Source organism: Anaerosinus sp. (genome assembly GCF_965318445.1).
Genome location: NZ_CBDNNH010000010.1, coordinates 143173 through 157342, shown reverse-complemented (window position 1 = coordinate 157342; position 14170 = coordinate 143173). Strand labels below are relative to the sequence as shown.

Sequence of the window (14170 nt, the reverse complement as noted above, 5' to 3'; positions counted from 1 at the left end):
TATTCATAATATAAAGTTTTAAAGAATATTCTTTTAACGTTGTCTATCTGTAAGTGAATTTTTAGCTGATAGCAAGGATAAAAATTTTAGGAGGAAATGGAATGACAAACAAGAAAAGATTGGCGATTATTTGCGGTGGTGGTCCAGCACCAGGAATGAATAGTGTAATTAGTGCAGTTACGATGGAAGCGCATAAACAAGGCATTGAAGTATTGGGAATGTATGATGGTTTTTCACATCTAGCACAAGGAAAGAAAAACTATGTAGTTTTGAATTATGATATGGTAAGTCGCATTCATTTAAATGGTGGCTGTATTCTACATATGTCTAGATACAACCCAACCAAGAATGAAGATGATTTAGCTAGAGTGGTAGATACTTTGCTTGAACTTGGTGTAACGTATATGGTCACAATAGGTGGGGATGATACTGCTTTCAGTGCTTCAAAGGTTTCAGAATATGCACGAAAATGTGGAAAAGTAATCAATTCCGTTCATGTACCTAAAACAATAGACAATGATTTACCTTTGCCTGAAGGGATTAGTACATTTGGTTTTGAAACAGCTAGAGCATTAGGCACTACAGAGTTAGAAAATTTGATGGAAGATGCACGTACGACAAATAATCGTTGGTATTTTGCAATTGCTATGGGGCGTACAGCTGGACATTTAGCGCTCGGCATGGGAAAAAGTGCTGGAGCGATTATTACAATCATTCCTGAAGAGTTTAAAACAAAGGAAGTTAGGCTGCAACATGTAGTTGATTTACTTGTTGGTTCGATTGTAAAAAGGAATGCAACTGGTCGTAACTATGGTGTAGCGGTTATCGCAGAAGGTGTTATCGACAGGATTGCTCCAGAAGATTTTAGTGTGCTAGGCGCAGCTTGTTTTGATGATCACGGTCATCTTCGCTATTCTGAACTTGATTTTGGTGATGTATTAAAAAAATTAGTGATAATAGAATTGAAAAAGATTGGTTTGAATGTAACGATTATAGATAAGGAAATTGGTTATGAGCTTCGTTGCGCTGCACCGATTTCTTTTGATATTGATTATACGCGATCGCTTGGTTATGCAGCAGTAAGTTTCCTTATGGAGGGTGGAACGGATGCAGTTGTAAGTATTCAAAATAATAAAATTGTTCCTTTGAAATATGAAGAAATTCGCGATGAAAATACAGGAAAAACAAAAGTAAGATATGTGGATATTCATTCATTAAATTATTTTATTGCTACAGAATATATGATTCGTTTAGTAAAAGATGATTTTATAAATGAGGATAAATTGAAAATTTTAGCAAAAGAATTTAACTTAACACCTGAACGCTTTAAAGAAAAATACGAATATCTTGTAAAATAGAGAATGGAAAGATGAAGAAAATTGATTTTTCTTCATCTTTTATCTGATAACTAAGCTGCGCTAAGACTTTTAACCTTTATAAGGAGGAGTTAGTTATACCCACAGGGCATAGGCGGGCGGCTAAGTTTCTGGATAAGATCAACTAAGGTTCAGATAGAGTGGAAACTTTACCTGGATCAAGTCTTACCTTAACATTTTCAGTAAAATGTTAAGAATATGTATAAATTTTTAAAAAAAAGATAAAATATTTTCAAAAAGGTATTTACAAATTTAAAAACATGTGATAATATTATATATCGTCACCAGTTGATAGAACACATCGCGGGGTGGAGCAGTTGGTAGCTCGTCGGGCTCATAACCCGAAGGTCGCAAGTTCGAGTCTTGCTCCCGCAACCAAAAAAAGTGTTGACAAAGCAAAAAAAACGGTGTACAATAAATGAGGTTGTTAACGCTGGTGTAGCTCAATTGGTAGAGCAGCTGACTTGTAATCAGCAGGTTGGGGGTTCAAGTCCTCTCGCCAGCTCCATATAAGGATGGGTTCCCGAGTGGCTAAAGGGAGCAGACTGTAAATCTGCCGGCTCTGCCTTCGTTGGTTCGAATCCAACCCCATCCACCATTAATTTAATATCGCGGGGTGGAGCAGTTGGTAGCTCGTCGGGCTCATAACCCGAAGGTCGCAAGTTCGAGTCTTGCCCCCGCAACCAAAACAAAAGTTAGTGATCGCTGATGTAGCTCAGTCGGTAGAGCGTATCCTTGGTAAGGATAAGGTCACCGGTTCAATCCCGGTCATTAGCTCCATAAATACGGCGGCGTAGCTCAGTTGGCTAGAGCATGCGGTTCATACCCGCAGTGTCCGGAGTTCGAATCTCTGCGCCGCCACCAACAAAAAAATAAACCCCTATTGGGGTTTTTATTTATGTCAAGGTATCTGTTTATCATAAATTTATGTATATAGGCTTTATTAATGTATATAATAAGTAAAATATCTACATAAGTATCTGTTTATTTCAACTTATTACTGTGAAGGTTTTTAAAATAAGTTTTTGTTGTAATAATCTTGATAGAAAAAGGTGTGGATAAGCTGTTGACAGCTTGGATTAATTATGATAAATTATATTAGTGACATTTTGAAATGTAGTATATTTTCAGGCAAGAGGGGTGCATAGGATGCGTAATGCAGTTACATTGGCCTGCGTTGAATGTAAACAACGTAATTATCAGACCAATAAAAACAAAAAAAATGACCCGGATAGATTAGAATTCAACAAATACTGCAAGTTTTGTAAAAAACACACTTTACACAAAGAAACAAAATAAAATTTTGCTTAAATTTGTTTTGATATAGGGGTATAGCTCAATTGGTAGAGTAGTGGTCTCCAAAACCATTGGTTGTGGGTTCAAGTCCTACTGCCCCTGCCAATTTACTTTGTGGTGTATCTAGCAGTATGTTACGGGGATGTGAAATGATGGCTGCTCAAGAAACAGCTGTTCAAGCTAACGGTTCACGTGTTAAGAAATTTTTCCGTGAAGTAAAGGCGGAGATGCGTAAAGTATCATGGCCTAATAAAAAGGAACTTATAGCGTATACAGGTGTGGTTTTTATTTCTGTAGTGTTTATAGCTGCGCTTATCGGTTTAATTGACGGAGTATTTGCGCGTTTGCTAGAACTTTTTTTACGTTAATTCGGCTAAGGGGGTGGGGGACGTAGTTGTCGTCCCTTAAGTGATGGAATCCGAAAAAAAATGGTATGTAATCCATACATATTCAGGCTATGAAAATAAAGTAAAAGCTAATCTAGAACGTAAAGTTCATTCTATGGGAATGGAAGATGAGATTTTTCGCATTGTTGTTCCTATGGAAGATGAAGTTGAATACAAAGGTGACCAAAAGAAAGTCACGAAGAAAAAAGTTTTTCCTGGATATGCATTGGTTGAAATGATTGTAAGTGATAAATCTTGGTATATTGTTCGTAATACACCGGGTGTTACTGGGTTTGTTGGTTCTGGAACGAAGCCTATACCTTTGACAGATGCTGAAGTGAAACGAATTCTTAAATCCATGGGGATCGAAGAGTTGAAGCCGAAGTTTGATATTGAAGTATCACAAGCGGTGAAAATTACTTCTGGTGCTTTTGAGAATTTTGAAGCTACAGTGACAGAAATTAATCCTGAACGTAGCAAGATAAAAGTTCTTGTTAGTATGTTTGGACGTGAAACTCCAGTTGAACTGGATTTTACTCAAGTAGAAAAGATTTAATGGTTTATATTAAGGAGGTGTAATACAAATGCCGAAAAAAGTTGTTAAACTTGTAAAATTGCAAGTCCCTGCTGGTAAAGCTACTCCAGCTCCTCCAGTTGGTCCTGCACTAGGTCAAGCTGGTGTTAATATCATGGCTTTCGTAAAAGACTTTAACGAAAGAACTGCACAACAATCTGGACTTATTATTCCAGTTGAGATTACAGTTTTTGAAGATAGATCCTTTACATTTATCACGAAGACTCCTCCAGCTGCTGTTCTTCTTAAAAAAGCTGCTGGTATTGAAACTGCTTCTGGTGAACCTAACAAGAAGAAAGTTGCTAAATTACCACGTGCTAAAGCTATGGAAATTGCTGAAAGCAAAATGAAAGATTTAAATGCTGCTAACCTTGAAGCTGCTACTCGCATGATTGAAGGTACTGCTCGCAGTATGGGTATCGAAATCGTAGATTAATTCTGCATTTGATATCTGTGGGAGGAATAACCGCTATTACCACGAAAGGGGAAAGAAAGATGCCAAAATTCGGTAAAAAATATCAAGAAGTTGCAAAACTTATTGAAGATAAATTATATGATCCGCAAGAAGCGATTGAGCTTGTGAAAAAAACGGCTACAGCTAAATTTGACGAAAGTGTTGAACTTGCTGTAAAATTAGGTGTAGATCCTAAACATGCTGATCAACAAGTTCGTGGTGCTGTTGTATTACCACATGGTACTGGTAAAAGTAAACGTGTGTTAGTATTTGCTAAGGGCGACAAAGTGAAAGAAGCAGAAGCAGCTGGTGCTGATTTTGTTGGTTCTGATGAACTTGTTGCAAAAATTCAAGGAGGCTGGGCAGACTTTGATGTTGCTGTAGCTACTCCTGATATGATGGGTACGGTTGGACGTTTAGGTAAAATCCTTGGTCCAAGAGGTTTAATGCCAAATCCTAAAGTTGGTACTGTAACTTTAGACCTTACTCGTGCTATTAATGAAATTAAAGCAGGTAAAATCGAATACCGTACAGATAAAGCTGGAAATATCCATGCTCCTATCGGTAAGGTGTCATTCGATGCTGAGAAGTTATTAGAAAACTTCCAGACCTTAATTGATACATTGAATAAAGTGAAACCTGCTGCTGCTAAAGGTCAATATATGCGTTCAATTTCTGTAAGCGCAACTATGGGCCCTGGCATTAAGGTTAATCCACTTAAAGTTTCCGCCAAAGGCTAATTTTAGTCTTACAACTTAATAATTTTTAAGGCTGTAGATAGCAGGTGCGTATGCATAATGGAGTAGTCCTCCTGCCGAGGTCGGAGATTTAAGTATGGCTTACATTGCCATTTACGACCTCCGGTATTTACTGCCGGAGGTCTTTTCGCGTTATTTAATGAGAGGAGGTGTAGTTCATGGCTGTAACTTCAGCAAAACAAGCAGTTGTTGCTAGTTTGAAAGAAAAAATTGGCAGTGCCCAAGGTGCTGTATTAACTACTTATAGTGGTTTAAGTGTTGCTCAAGATACTGAACTTCGTGCTAGACTACGTGAAGCGGGTGTTGAGTATCGTGTTGTAAAAAATACAATGCTTCGCATTGCGACTAATGAGTTAGGTATTGAAGGTTTAGAACAATATCTTGAAGGTACTACTGCAATCGCAATTTCTGCGACTGATCCAGTAGCTCCAGCAAAACTTATTTCTGAGTTTATTAAAGAAAACAAATTAAAAGCTCTAGAAGTAAAAGCTGGTCTTGTAGAAGGCAAAGTAATTGACGCCGATGGCGTTAAAGCTCTTGCTGCATTACCTGCACGCGAAGTGCTTATTGCACAAGTTCTTGCTGGTATGCAATCCCCGATTGCTGGTCTTGTCAATGTATTGCAAGGTTCTATCCGCAATGTGGTTTATGCGCTTGATGCAATTCGTCAACAAAAAGAATCTGCGTGATGCGTGAATTAATAAAACAATAAATTAATAAAAATGAATTTTTGGAGGTATTTTATAATGAATAAAGAACAAATTATGGAAGCTATTGAGAACATGACAGTTCTTGAATTATCTGAATTAGTAAAAGCTTTAGAGGAAAAATTTGGTGTATCCGCTGCTGCTCCTGTAGCTATGGCTGCTGCTCCTGTAGCTGGCGCTGCTGCTGCTGAAGAAAAAAGCGAATTTGACGTTATCTTAGCATCTGCTGGTGCTAGCAAAATTAATGTTATCAAAGCTGTTCGCGAAGCAACTGGCTTAGGTCTTAAAGAAGCTAAAGAATTAGTTGATGGTGCTCCTAAAGCTGTAAAAGAAAAAGTAAGTAAAGCTGATGCTGATGCTCTTAAAGCAAAACTTGAAGAAGCTGGCGCAACTGTAGAAGTTAAATAATTTTGGCTGAGATGAAAAATTAAAGAGTACCCAAAAGGTACTCTTTAATTTTGCTATAAATTCATAAATAAAAGATTGACAAATGAAGATGTTTGTGATAATATTTTTTAATGCAGAACGTATAATAAAAATACATATTTCTACGATTGTGTAGGTTTCTGCAATAAAAATATTCAATTTAGGTATAACATGCGAACTGGTAGGAAATAGTAATATAATGGAGGATGAAGATGGTATCTCATCAATAAAAAAGCAAGGTGAAATGTTATTTAGCAAAAGCCTTGTCTTTTTTTGATATTATATATCTTCTCCATTTATCATTTTTATCCTGCCATGACTGCGAAGTTTAGTCAAATTGGGCTAAGGGGTGAAGGATTTAATGTTCAATCCTGTTCCGGTGGGCAAAAGAGTCAGGTATAGCTATGCAAAAATTAAAGAAGTACTGGACATGCCTCATCTTCTTGATATTCAAAGAAATTCCTATGAGTGGTTTTTGAAGGAAGGTTTACAGGAAATCTTCCACGATATTTCACCTATTCAGGATTTTACAGGAAACTTAGTGTTATCGTTTGAAGCTTTTAACTTAGGTGAAGCGAAATACGATGTTGATGAATGCAAAGAACGTGATGTAACGCATTCTGCACCACTAAGAGTAAATGTACGATTGATTAATCGTGAAACAGGCGAAATAAAAGAACAAGAAGTGTTTATGGGCGATTTTCCGTTAATGACTGATACTGGTACGTTCATTATTAACGGTGCGGAACGTGTTATTGTAAGTCAGTTAGTACGTTCTCCAGGAGCGTACTATGGTGAAACGATTGATGCTAGTGGTAAAAAATTGTACAATGCTACGGTAATTCCGAATCGCGGTGCGTGGCTAGAATTAGAAACAGATGCGAATGATGTTATTTCGGTACGAGTTGATAGAACTCGTAAGTTACCTGTAACTGTATTGATTCGTGCATTAGGCTATGGGTCTAATATGATGATTTCAGAATTATTTGGTGACGATGTTCGTATTAAAGCGACTTTAGAACGCGATAATACGGATTCAAGAGAAGAAGCCTTGGTTGAAATCTATAAAAGACTTCGTCCAGGTGAACCTCCAACTGTAGATAATGCTACCCAATTATTAGAATCATTATTCTTTGATCCAAAACGTTATGATTTAGCTACGGTTGGTCGTTATAAATTGACGAAAAAATTAGGTTGGAAGAGACGTTTGATGGGTAAAACTCTTTATCAGCCTATTGTTGATAAAGAAACAGGGGAAATCATTCTTCCAGCAGATACCGTTGTTACGGAAAGTATGCTAGAAGAGCTTGATGAAGTTAAATTATTTGAAGCAGATCAAGTAATTGAAATTAAAATTAAGGATAAAGATGGTAATCCAATCAAAATGATTTGTTCGCCTACTTTACCGTATAAACATAGAACAATTACAAAAGAAGATATTATTGCTTCAATTAACTACTTATTAAACTTAATGGATGGGTTCGGCAATACTGATGATATCGATCATCTAGGGAATAGACGTGTTCGTTCTGTTGGTGAATTGTTGCAAAATCAATTTAGAATTGGTTTATCCAGAATGGAACGTGTCGTAAAAGAACGTATGACAATTCAAGACGTTGATGTAATTACCCCTCAGGCTTTAATTAACATCCGTCCAGTTGTAGCTGCGATTAAAGAATTCTTTGGTTCCAGCCAGTTGTCACAGTTCATGGACCAACATAATCCATTAAGTGAATTGACACATAAACGCCGTTTAAGTGCATTAGGTCCTGGTGGTTTAAGTCGTGAACGCGCGGGCTTCGAAGTTCGTGACGTCCATCACTCTCACTATGGCCGTATGTGTCCAATTGAAACACCAGAAGGTCCTAACATCGGTTTGATTGGTTCGCTTTCTACTTATGGTAGAATTAATGAATTTGGTTTTATTGAAACTCCATATCGTAAAGTAGATAAAGTAAATCGCAAAGTTACAGATGATGTTCGTTATCTAACTGCCGATGAAGAAGATGAAATGATTGTTGCACAGGCAAACCAAGAATTAAATGATGATGGCTGGTTTGCTGATGAGCGCGTTACAGCGCGTTATAAACATGATACATTACTCGTTCCGGGGGAAAGCGTAGACTATATGGACGTTTCGCCAAAACAAGTTGTATCTATAGCAACGGCAATGATTCCTTTCCTTGAAAACGATGATGCGAATCGTGCCTTAATGGGGGCGAACATGCAACGTCAAGCGGTACCTTTACTTCGTACACAAGCTCCGATTGTTGGAACTGGTATGGAATATAAAGCTGCTTGCGATTCAGGGGTAATGATTCTTGCTAAAAATTCTGGTGTGGTTGAAAAAGTAACAGCAGATGAAATTCATATTCGCACTGAAAAAGGTGCGTTAGATATTTATAAAATGCAAAAGTACCTTCGTTCTAACCAAGGTACTTGCATTAATCAGCGTCCAATTGTTCATAAAGACGATGTAATTGTAAAAAAACAAGTTCTTGCTGATGGTCCGGCGACTGACAATGGAGAATTAGCTCTTGGTTATAATGTGTTGGTAGCATTTATGCCTTGGGAAGGTTACAATTACGAGGATGCGATTTTACTTAGTGAAAAATTAGTAAAAGAAGATATCTATACTTCCATACATATTGAAGAATATGAATGTGATGCTCGTGATACAAAACTTGGGCCAGAAGAAATTACACGTGATATTCCAAATGTAGCTGAAGAAGCTTTACGTGATTTAGATGATCGCGGTATTATCTGCATTGGTGCTGAAGTTCGTCCAGGAGATATCTTGGTAGGTAAAGTAACGCCGAAAGGCGAAACTGAGCTTACGGCGGAAGAACGGTTACTTCGGGCAATTTTCGGTGAAAAAGCTCGTGAAGTACGTGATACATCACTTCGTGTACCACATGGAGAAGCTGGTAAGATTGTTGATGTTAAGGTGTTCAGTCGTGAAAATGGTGACGAATTGCCACCAGGAGTAAATCATCTTGTACGTTGTTATATTGCACAGAAACGTAAGATTTCTGTCGGCGATAAAATGGCCGGTCGCCATGGTAATAAAGGGGTTGTTTCACGTATTATGCGTGAGGAAGATATGCCGTTTTTACCAGATGGAACGCCAGTACAGATTGTACTTAACCCATTAGGTGTACCTTCGCGTATGAATATTGGTCAGGTACTTGAAACTCACTTAGGTATGGCAGCTCGTGCACTTGGTATGCAGATTAAAGCTGGTGATCCTACAGTAGAAACTAGATTACGTGACTTAGGTTATGATATAGATAAAAATGGTATGCCGGTACCTGATGTTGCGGGTATTCATATTTCAACTCCAGTATTCGACGGTGCGAAAGAGACAGAAGTGTTTTCAACATTAAAAGCAGCTGGCCTTCGTGATGATGGTAAAACGATTCTTTACGATGGTCGTACAGGAGATCCATTTGATAACCCTGTAACTGTTGGCTGTGTTTACATGTTAAAATTGGCGCATTTAGTTGACGATAAGATTCATGCTCGGTCAACTGGTCCGTACTCCTTAGTAACGCAACAACCATTGGGTGGTAAAGCTCAATTTGGTGGACAACGTTTTGGGGAAATGGAAGTTTGGGCATTAGAAGCTTATGGTGCTGCTTATACATTGCAAGAAATCTTAACAGTAAAATCTGATGATGTTGTCGGACGTGTTAAGACGTATGAAGCGATCGTAAAAGGCGAAAATATACCAGAACCAGGTGTACCAGAATCATTTAAGGTATTGATTAAAGAGCTACAAAGTATTGGACTTGACATTAAAGTATTAACTGAAGATGCGCAAGAAATTATGATTCGTGATACAGATGAAGATATTAATGAAACAGCAAAAGAATTAGATCTAAATGTGGATGGCGTACAACCAAAGCCACCAACGGAGCCAGCTTTAGAACCTGAGGCATATAACGATGATGCTGAAGGAAATGAAGAGGCTGAACCTGATACAGCTGATTTAGATATTATTGCTGAACTTGGAAAATTCCCGAATGATGAGAATTTGGACGATGAAGATGCTGATGTATCTTTAGAAATTGATGATTTAGTCGAAGATGACTTCGAATAATAGAAGGGAGTGACACCCCCTTGTTGGATGTAAACAATTTTGATTCGATGCGTATAGGTTTAGCTTCGCCAGAAAAGATCAGAGAATGGTCACATGGTGAAGTGAAAAAACCAGAGACAATTAATTATCGTACATTGAAACCAGAACGTGAGGGTTTATTCTGTGAAAAGATTTTTGGACCAACACGTGACTGGGAATGTCATTGCGGTAAGTATAAACGTATTCGTTATAAAGGTATTATTTGCGATCGTTGCGGTGTTGAAGTTACGCGTTCGAAAGTACGTCGTGATAGAATGGGGCACATTGAACTTGCTGCCCCAGTATCGCATATTTGGTATTTCAAGGGCATACCAAGTCGCATGGGATTGATTCTAGATATATCACCTAGATCATTAGAAAAAGTTTTATATTTTGCTTCTTATATCGTACTTGATCCTGCAGATACTCCTTTGATAAAAAAACAACTTTTAACAGAAAATGAGTATCGTGAAAACCGAGATAAATACGGTGCAGCATTTAAAGTTGGTATGGGTGCTGAATCTATTAAAAAGCTTCTTGCTGAACTTGATTTAGAAAAAATGAGCAAAGAATTACGTCAAGAATTAAAAGAAGTGAGCGGGCAACGTAAAATTCGTGCGATTCGTCGCTTGGAAGTAGTTGAAGCTTTCCGCAAATCTGGCAATAAACCAGAGTGGATGATCATGGATGTTGTACCAGTAATTCCACCGGAATTACGTCCAATGGTTCAACTAGATGGTGGCCGTTTTGCTACTTCTGATTTAAATGATTTATATCGTCGTGTTATTAATCGTAATAATCGTTTAAAACGGTTACTTGATTTGGGTGCACCCGATATTATTGTTCGTAACGAAAAAAGAATGTTACAAGAAGCGGTGGATGCATTAATCGATAATGGTCGTCGTGGCCGTCCAGTAACAGGCCCAGGAAATCGTCCGCTTAAATCTTTGAGCGATATGCTTAAAGGTAAACAAGGGCGTTTCCGTCAAAACTTACTTGGTAAACGTGTTGACTATTCTGGTCGTTCCGTTATCGTTGTTGGACCGGAGCTTAAGTTACATCAATGTGGTTTACCTAAAGAAATGGCACTTGAATTATTCAAGCCATTTGTAATGAAAAAATTAGTGAATGCTGGTCACGCACATAATATTAAGAGTGCAAAACGTATGGTGGAAAGAATTCGGCCAGAAGTTTGGGATGTACTTGAAGAAGTTATTAAAGAGCATCCAGTACTTTTAAATCGTGCACCAACGCTTCATAGATTAGGAATTCAAGCATTTGAACCTGTACTTACAGAAGGGCGTGCGTTAAAATTACATCCACTTGTATGTACTGCTTACAATGCCGATTTTGATGGTGACCAAATGGCGATCCATTTACCACTATCAGCAGAAGCACAAGCAGAAGCACGTATCTTAATGCTTTCAGCACACAATATTCTTTCGACGAAAGATGGTCGCCCAGTTGCTGTTCCTACGCAGGATATGGTACTTGGAGCGTACTATTTAACAATTGTTAAACCAGGTGCTTTAGGTGAAGGCAAAGTAATGACTGGCATTAATGAAGCATTGCTTGCTTATCAACATAAAGAATTATCATTGCAAGCGCAAATTAAAGTGCGCGTTGAAGGTTATGGTATGGTTAACACCACGCTTGGCCGTATGATCTTTAATGAAAGCTTGCCACCAGAAATTCGTTATTATTATAAAGATGATAATGAGGAATGGTGCTTAGGTATTCTTATGGATAAGAAAAACCTTGGTAAACTTGTTGGTAACTGTTACCGTAACTTTGGTAATGCAAAAACTGCAGAAGTTATTGACCGTGTAAAAAATCTTGGTTATTCTTATGCTTGTCGTGCTGGTATGACAGTTGCGATTGCCGACATCAAAATTCCGAAAGAGAAGAAAGAAATTCTTGCAAATACGGAAGCACAAGTTAATTCGATCGAAAGACAATATCGTCGTGGACTCATCACCGATGATGAAAGATATAACAAAGTTATCAGCTTATGGACGAAAGCTACAGATGATGTAACAAAAGCCATGATGGATAACTTGGATAGATTTAATCCGATTTACATGATGGCTAACTCTGGAGCCCGCGGTAATATCCAACAGATGCGTCAGCTCGCTGGTATGCGCGGACTTATGGCGGATCCATCAGGTAAAATTATCGACTTACCAATTAAAGCAAATTTCCGTGAAGGATTAACGGTATTAGAGTACTTTATTTCTACGCATGGTGCTCGTAAAGGACTTGCGGATACAGCTCTTAGAACAGCCGATTCTGGATATTTGACACGTCGTCTTGTTGACGTTGCACAAGATGTAATTGTTCGTGAAGATGATTGTGATATTGTAGGTATCAATTTAGTTCGTGAACGTGCGAAATTGGCAAACTCTACAAGTGGAGCAATTGAGTTCTTAAAAGATTCTTTATTAGGACGCTTGCTTGCAGCGGAAGTAACTGATCCGAAAACGGGCGAAGTAATCATTCCTATTGAAACAGTGCTTGATGAAGAAAATCTTAAGCTTATTGCTGAACATTCAATTCCTGAAATCGTTGTACGTGGTACTTCTTATGAAGGAGATATCAGCAATGCAACGACAACAGAAACAATCACATTAGGTGCGCCAGAAGAACATGTTCGTGAGACAATCAAAAAATCAATGATTCGCGAAATGCTTGGTAAAAATACAACAAGTGCTGTGTTTGATCAAGATGAAAATGAAATTGTACCTGCAAATGTACCGCTTACAGAAGATCATATTGAAGCAATTCTAGCTAGCGATGCAAAAGAGGTACGAGTTCGTAACAATAATATTCGCGGTATTGAAGTTCAGGCAATTATGGAAGGTGCTGCTGTTATTGAACACTTAAAAGATCGTATTGCCGGTCGTGTTCTTGCAGAAGATATTGTTGAGCCTGAAACAGGAGAAGTTATTGCAGCAATTAATCAAGCAGTAGATGAAGATTTAGCAGAACGTATTTGTAAAGTACGTAAAAAAGTAAAAATTCGTTCTGTACTTACTTGTAAGTCACAATTTGGTGTATGTATCAAATGTTATGGACGTAATTTGGCAACAGGTCATCAGGTGGATGTCGGTGAAGCTGTTGGTATTATTGCAGCACAATCTATCGGTGAGCCTGGTACACAGCTTACAATGCGTACGTTCCATACGGGTGGGGTAGCCGGTGACGATATTACACAAGGTTTGCCACGTGTCGAAGAGTTATTTGAAGCTCGTAAACCGAAACGTCAATCCATCATTGCTGAAATTGATGGTCGCGCTGAAGTTAAAGATACAAAAGGGATGCGCAAAGTAACTATCTTCCCAGAAACTGGCGAAGAACGTGTTTACCAAATTCCTTACGGTGCACGCATTATTGCGAAAGATGGACAAATGGTAGAAGCTGGAGATAGACTTACGGAAGGATCTATCAATCCACACGATATTCTAAGGGTTTGTGGTTTAAAGGCTACACAACGTTACTTAGTATATGAAGTACAAAAAGTATATAAATCTCAAGGTGTTGAAATTAATGATAAACATATTGAGGTTATGGTTCGTCAAATGCTTCATAAAGTTAAAGTTGAAGAATCTGGTGATACGGATTTCTTACCTGGTGAATATATTGATGTAAACAACTTTGAGGCTGAAAATGCAAAAGCGATTGAAGTTGGCGGAGAACCCGCAGTTGCTAGACCAATTTTACTTGGTATTACAAAAGCTTCTCTTGCTACTGATTCCTTCCTATCTGCAGCATCATTCCAAGAAACAACACGTGTTCTTACTGATGCAGCAATAAAGGGTAAAGTTGATCCATTGCTCGGCTTAAAGGAAAATGTTATTATCGGTAAATTAGTACCAGCTGGTACTGGCATGACACGTTATCGTAATATTAATGTTGTAAAAAATCATCCATCACAAGATGAAGTTGTTGCAACTGAAGAATAAGAAAAGAGGACGATTTTCGTCCTCTTTTTTTGTTTTATAAAGAATTAATAGGAATTTGTTGCTTTCATATTATGAAAATTTTAAAATCTTTCTTTTAATATAGATGTAGAT

10 protein-coding genes, 7 tRNA genes and 1 other annotated feature are annotated in these 14170 nt (G+C 37.9%); all 17 genes read left to right on the top strand.

From position 1 onward, the window contains the following. The first annotated feature begins 101 nt into the window (after positions 1 to 101). Positions 102 to 1358, top strand: coding sequence for a diphosphate--fructose-6-phosphate 1-phosphotransferase (pfp, locus tag ACWZFG_RS05670; RefSeq protein WP_177505688.1), 1257 nt, complete (start codon positions 102 to 104; stop codon positions 1356 to 1358). 320 nt (positions 1359 to 1678) lie between these two features. After that, positions 1679 to 1754, top strand: a tRNA-Met gene (locus ACWZFG_RS05665). Between the two features lie 54 nt (positions 1755 to 1808). Next, positions 1809 to 1884: transfer RNA gene (locus ACWZFG_RS05660), tRNA-Thr, on the top strand. Between the two features lie 5 nt (positions 1885 to 1889). Continuing rightward, positions 1890 to 1974, top strand: a tRNA-Tyr gene (locus tag ACWZFG_RS05655). Positions 1975 to 1986: 12 nt separating this feature from the next. Beyond that, a tRNA-Met gene (locus tag ACWZFG_RS05650) sits at positions 1987 to 2062 on the top strand. An 18-nt stretch (positions 2063 to 2080) separates the two neighbouring features. Continuing rightward, positions 2081 to 2156 (top strand) — tRNA-Thr (locus ACWZFG_RS05645). Positions 2157 to 2163: 7 nt separating this feature from the next. Continuing rightward, positions 2164 to 2240: transfer RNA gene (locus ACWZFG_RS05640), tRNA-Met, on the top strand. Positions 2241 to 2525: 285 nt separating this feature from the next. Next, the gene (gene rpmG, locus ACWZFG_RS05635) at positions 2526 to 2675 is read left to right on the top strand and encodes a 50S ribosomal protein L33 (RefSeq protein ID WP_110955668.1); all 150 of its coding nucleotides are present in this window, start codon (positions 2526 to 2528) and stop codon (positions 2673 to 2675) included. Positions 2676 to 2701: 26 nt separating this feature from the next. Continuing rightward, positions 2702 to 2777: transfer RNA gene (locus tag ACWZFG_RS05630), tRNA-Trp, on the top strand. A 47-nt stretch (positions 2778 to 2824) separates the two neighbouring features. After that, on the top strand, positions 2825 to 3040 hold the full coding sequence (gene secE / locus ACWZFG_RS05625; protein WP_147670575.1) for a preprotein translocase subunit SecE: 216 nt from the start codon (positions 2825 to 2827) through the stop codon (positions 3038 to 3040). A 43-nt stretch (positions 3041 to 3083) separates the two neighbouring features. After that, positions 3084 to 3614, top strand: coding sequence for a transcription termination/antitermination protein NusG (nusG, locus tag ACWZFG_RS05620; RefSeq protein WP_147670577.1), 531 nt, complete (start codon positions 3084 to 3086; stop codon positions 3612 to 3614). A gap of 28 nt (positions 3615 to 3642) precedes the next feature. Continuing rightward, the gene (gene rplK, locus ACWZFG_RS05615; protein ID WP_177504485.1) at positions 3643 to 4068 is read left to right on the top strand and encodes a 50S ribosomal protein L11; all 426 of its coding nucleotides are present in this window, start codon (positions 3643 to 3645) and stop codon (positions 4066 to 4068) included. A 59-nt stretch (positions 4069 to 4127) separates the two neighbouring features. Next, on the top strand, positions 4128 to 4826 hold the full coding sequence (gene rplA / locus ACWZFG_RS05610) for a 50S ribosomal protein L1 (protein WP_147670296.1): 699 nt from the start codon (positions 4128 to 4130) through the stop codon (positions 4824 to 4826). A 13-nt stretch (positions 4827 to 4839) separates the two neighbouring features. Next, positions 4840 to 4983, top strand: a sequence feature (ribosomal protein L10 leader region). A gap of 19 nt (positions 4984 to 5002) precedes the next feature. Then, a complete protein-coding gene (rplJ, locus tag ACWZFG_RS05605) occupies positions 5003 to 5533 on the top strand; it encodes a 50S ribosomal protein L10 (RefSeq protein ID WP_147670298.1) in 531 nt (176 codons plus the stop codon). A gap of 57 nt (positions 5534 to 5590) precedes the next feature. Next, positions 5591 to 5959, top strand: a complete 369-nt coding sequence (gene rplL, locus ACWZFG_RS05600; RefSeq protein WP_147670300.1) for a 50S ribosomal protein L7/L12 — start codon at positions 5591 to 5593, stop codon at positions 5957 to 5959. A gap of 379 nt (positions 5960 to 6338) precedes the next feature. After that, positions 6339 to 10079, top strand: a complete 3741-nt coding sequence (gene rpoB / locus ACWZFG_RS05595) for a DNA-directed RNA polymerase subunit beta (protein ID WP_177504482.1) — start codon at positions 6339 to 6341, stop codon at positions 10077 to 10079. 20 nt (positions 10080 to 10099) lie between these two features. Further along, a complete protein-coding gene (gene rpoC, locus ACWZFG_RS05590) occupies positions 10100 to 14059 on the top strand; it encodes a DNA-directed RNA polymerase subunit beta' (RefSeq protein ID WP_177504480.1) in 3960 nt (1319 codons plus the stop codon). Positions 14060 to 14170 lie beyond the last annotated feature (111 nt).

Bases quoted from the DNA above. Each gene is read 5' to 3' on its own strand.
- pfp (WP_177505688.1), top strand. From the start codon at position 102: ATGACAAACAAGAAAAGATTGGCGATTATTTGCGGTGGTGGTCCAGCA.
- rpmG (WP_110955668.1), top strand. From the start codon at position 2,526: ATGCGTAATGCAGTTACATTGGCCTGCGTTGAATGTAAACAACGTAAT.
- secE (WP_147670575.1), top strand. From the start codon at position 2,825: ATGGCTGCTCAAGAAACAGCTGTTCAAGCTAACGGTTCACGTGTTAAG.
- nusG (WP_147670577.1), top strand. From the start codon at position 3,084: ATGGAATCCGAAAAAAAATGGTATGTAATCCATACATATTCAGGCTAT.
- rplK (WP_177504485.1), top strand. From the start codon at position 3,643: ATGCCGAAAAAAGTTGTTAAACTTGTAAAATTGCAAGTCCCTGCTGGT.
- rplA (WP_147670296.1), top strand. From the start codon at position 4,128: ATGCCAAAATTCGGTAAAAAATATCAAGAAGTTGCAAAACTTATTGAA.
- rplJ (WP_147670298.1), top strand. From the start codon at position 5,003: ATGGCTGTAACTTCAGCAAAACAAGCAGTTGTTGCTAGTTTGAAAGAA.
- rplL (WP_147670300.1), top strand. From the start codon at position 5,591: ATGAATAAAGAACAAATTATGGAAGCTATTGAGAACATGACAGTTCTT.
- rpoB (WP_177504482.1), top strand. From the start codon at position 6,339: ATGTTCAATCCTGTTCCGGTGGGCAAAAGAGTCAGGTATAGCTATGCA.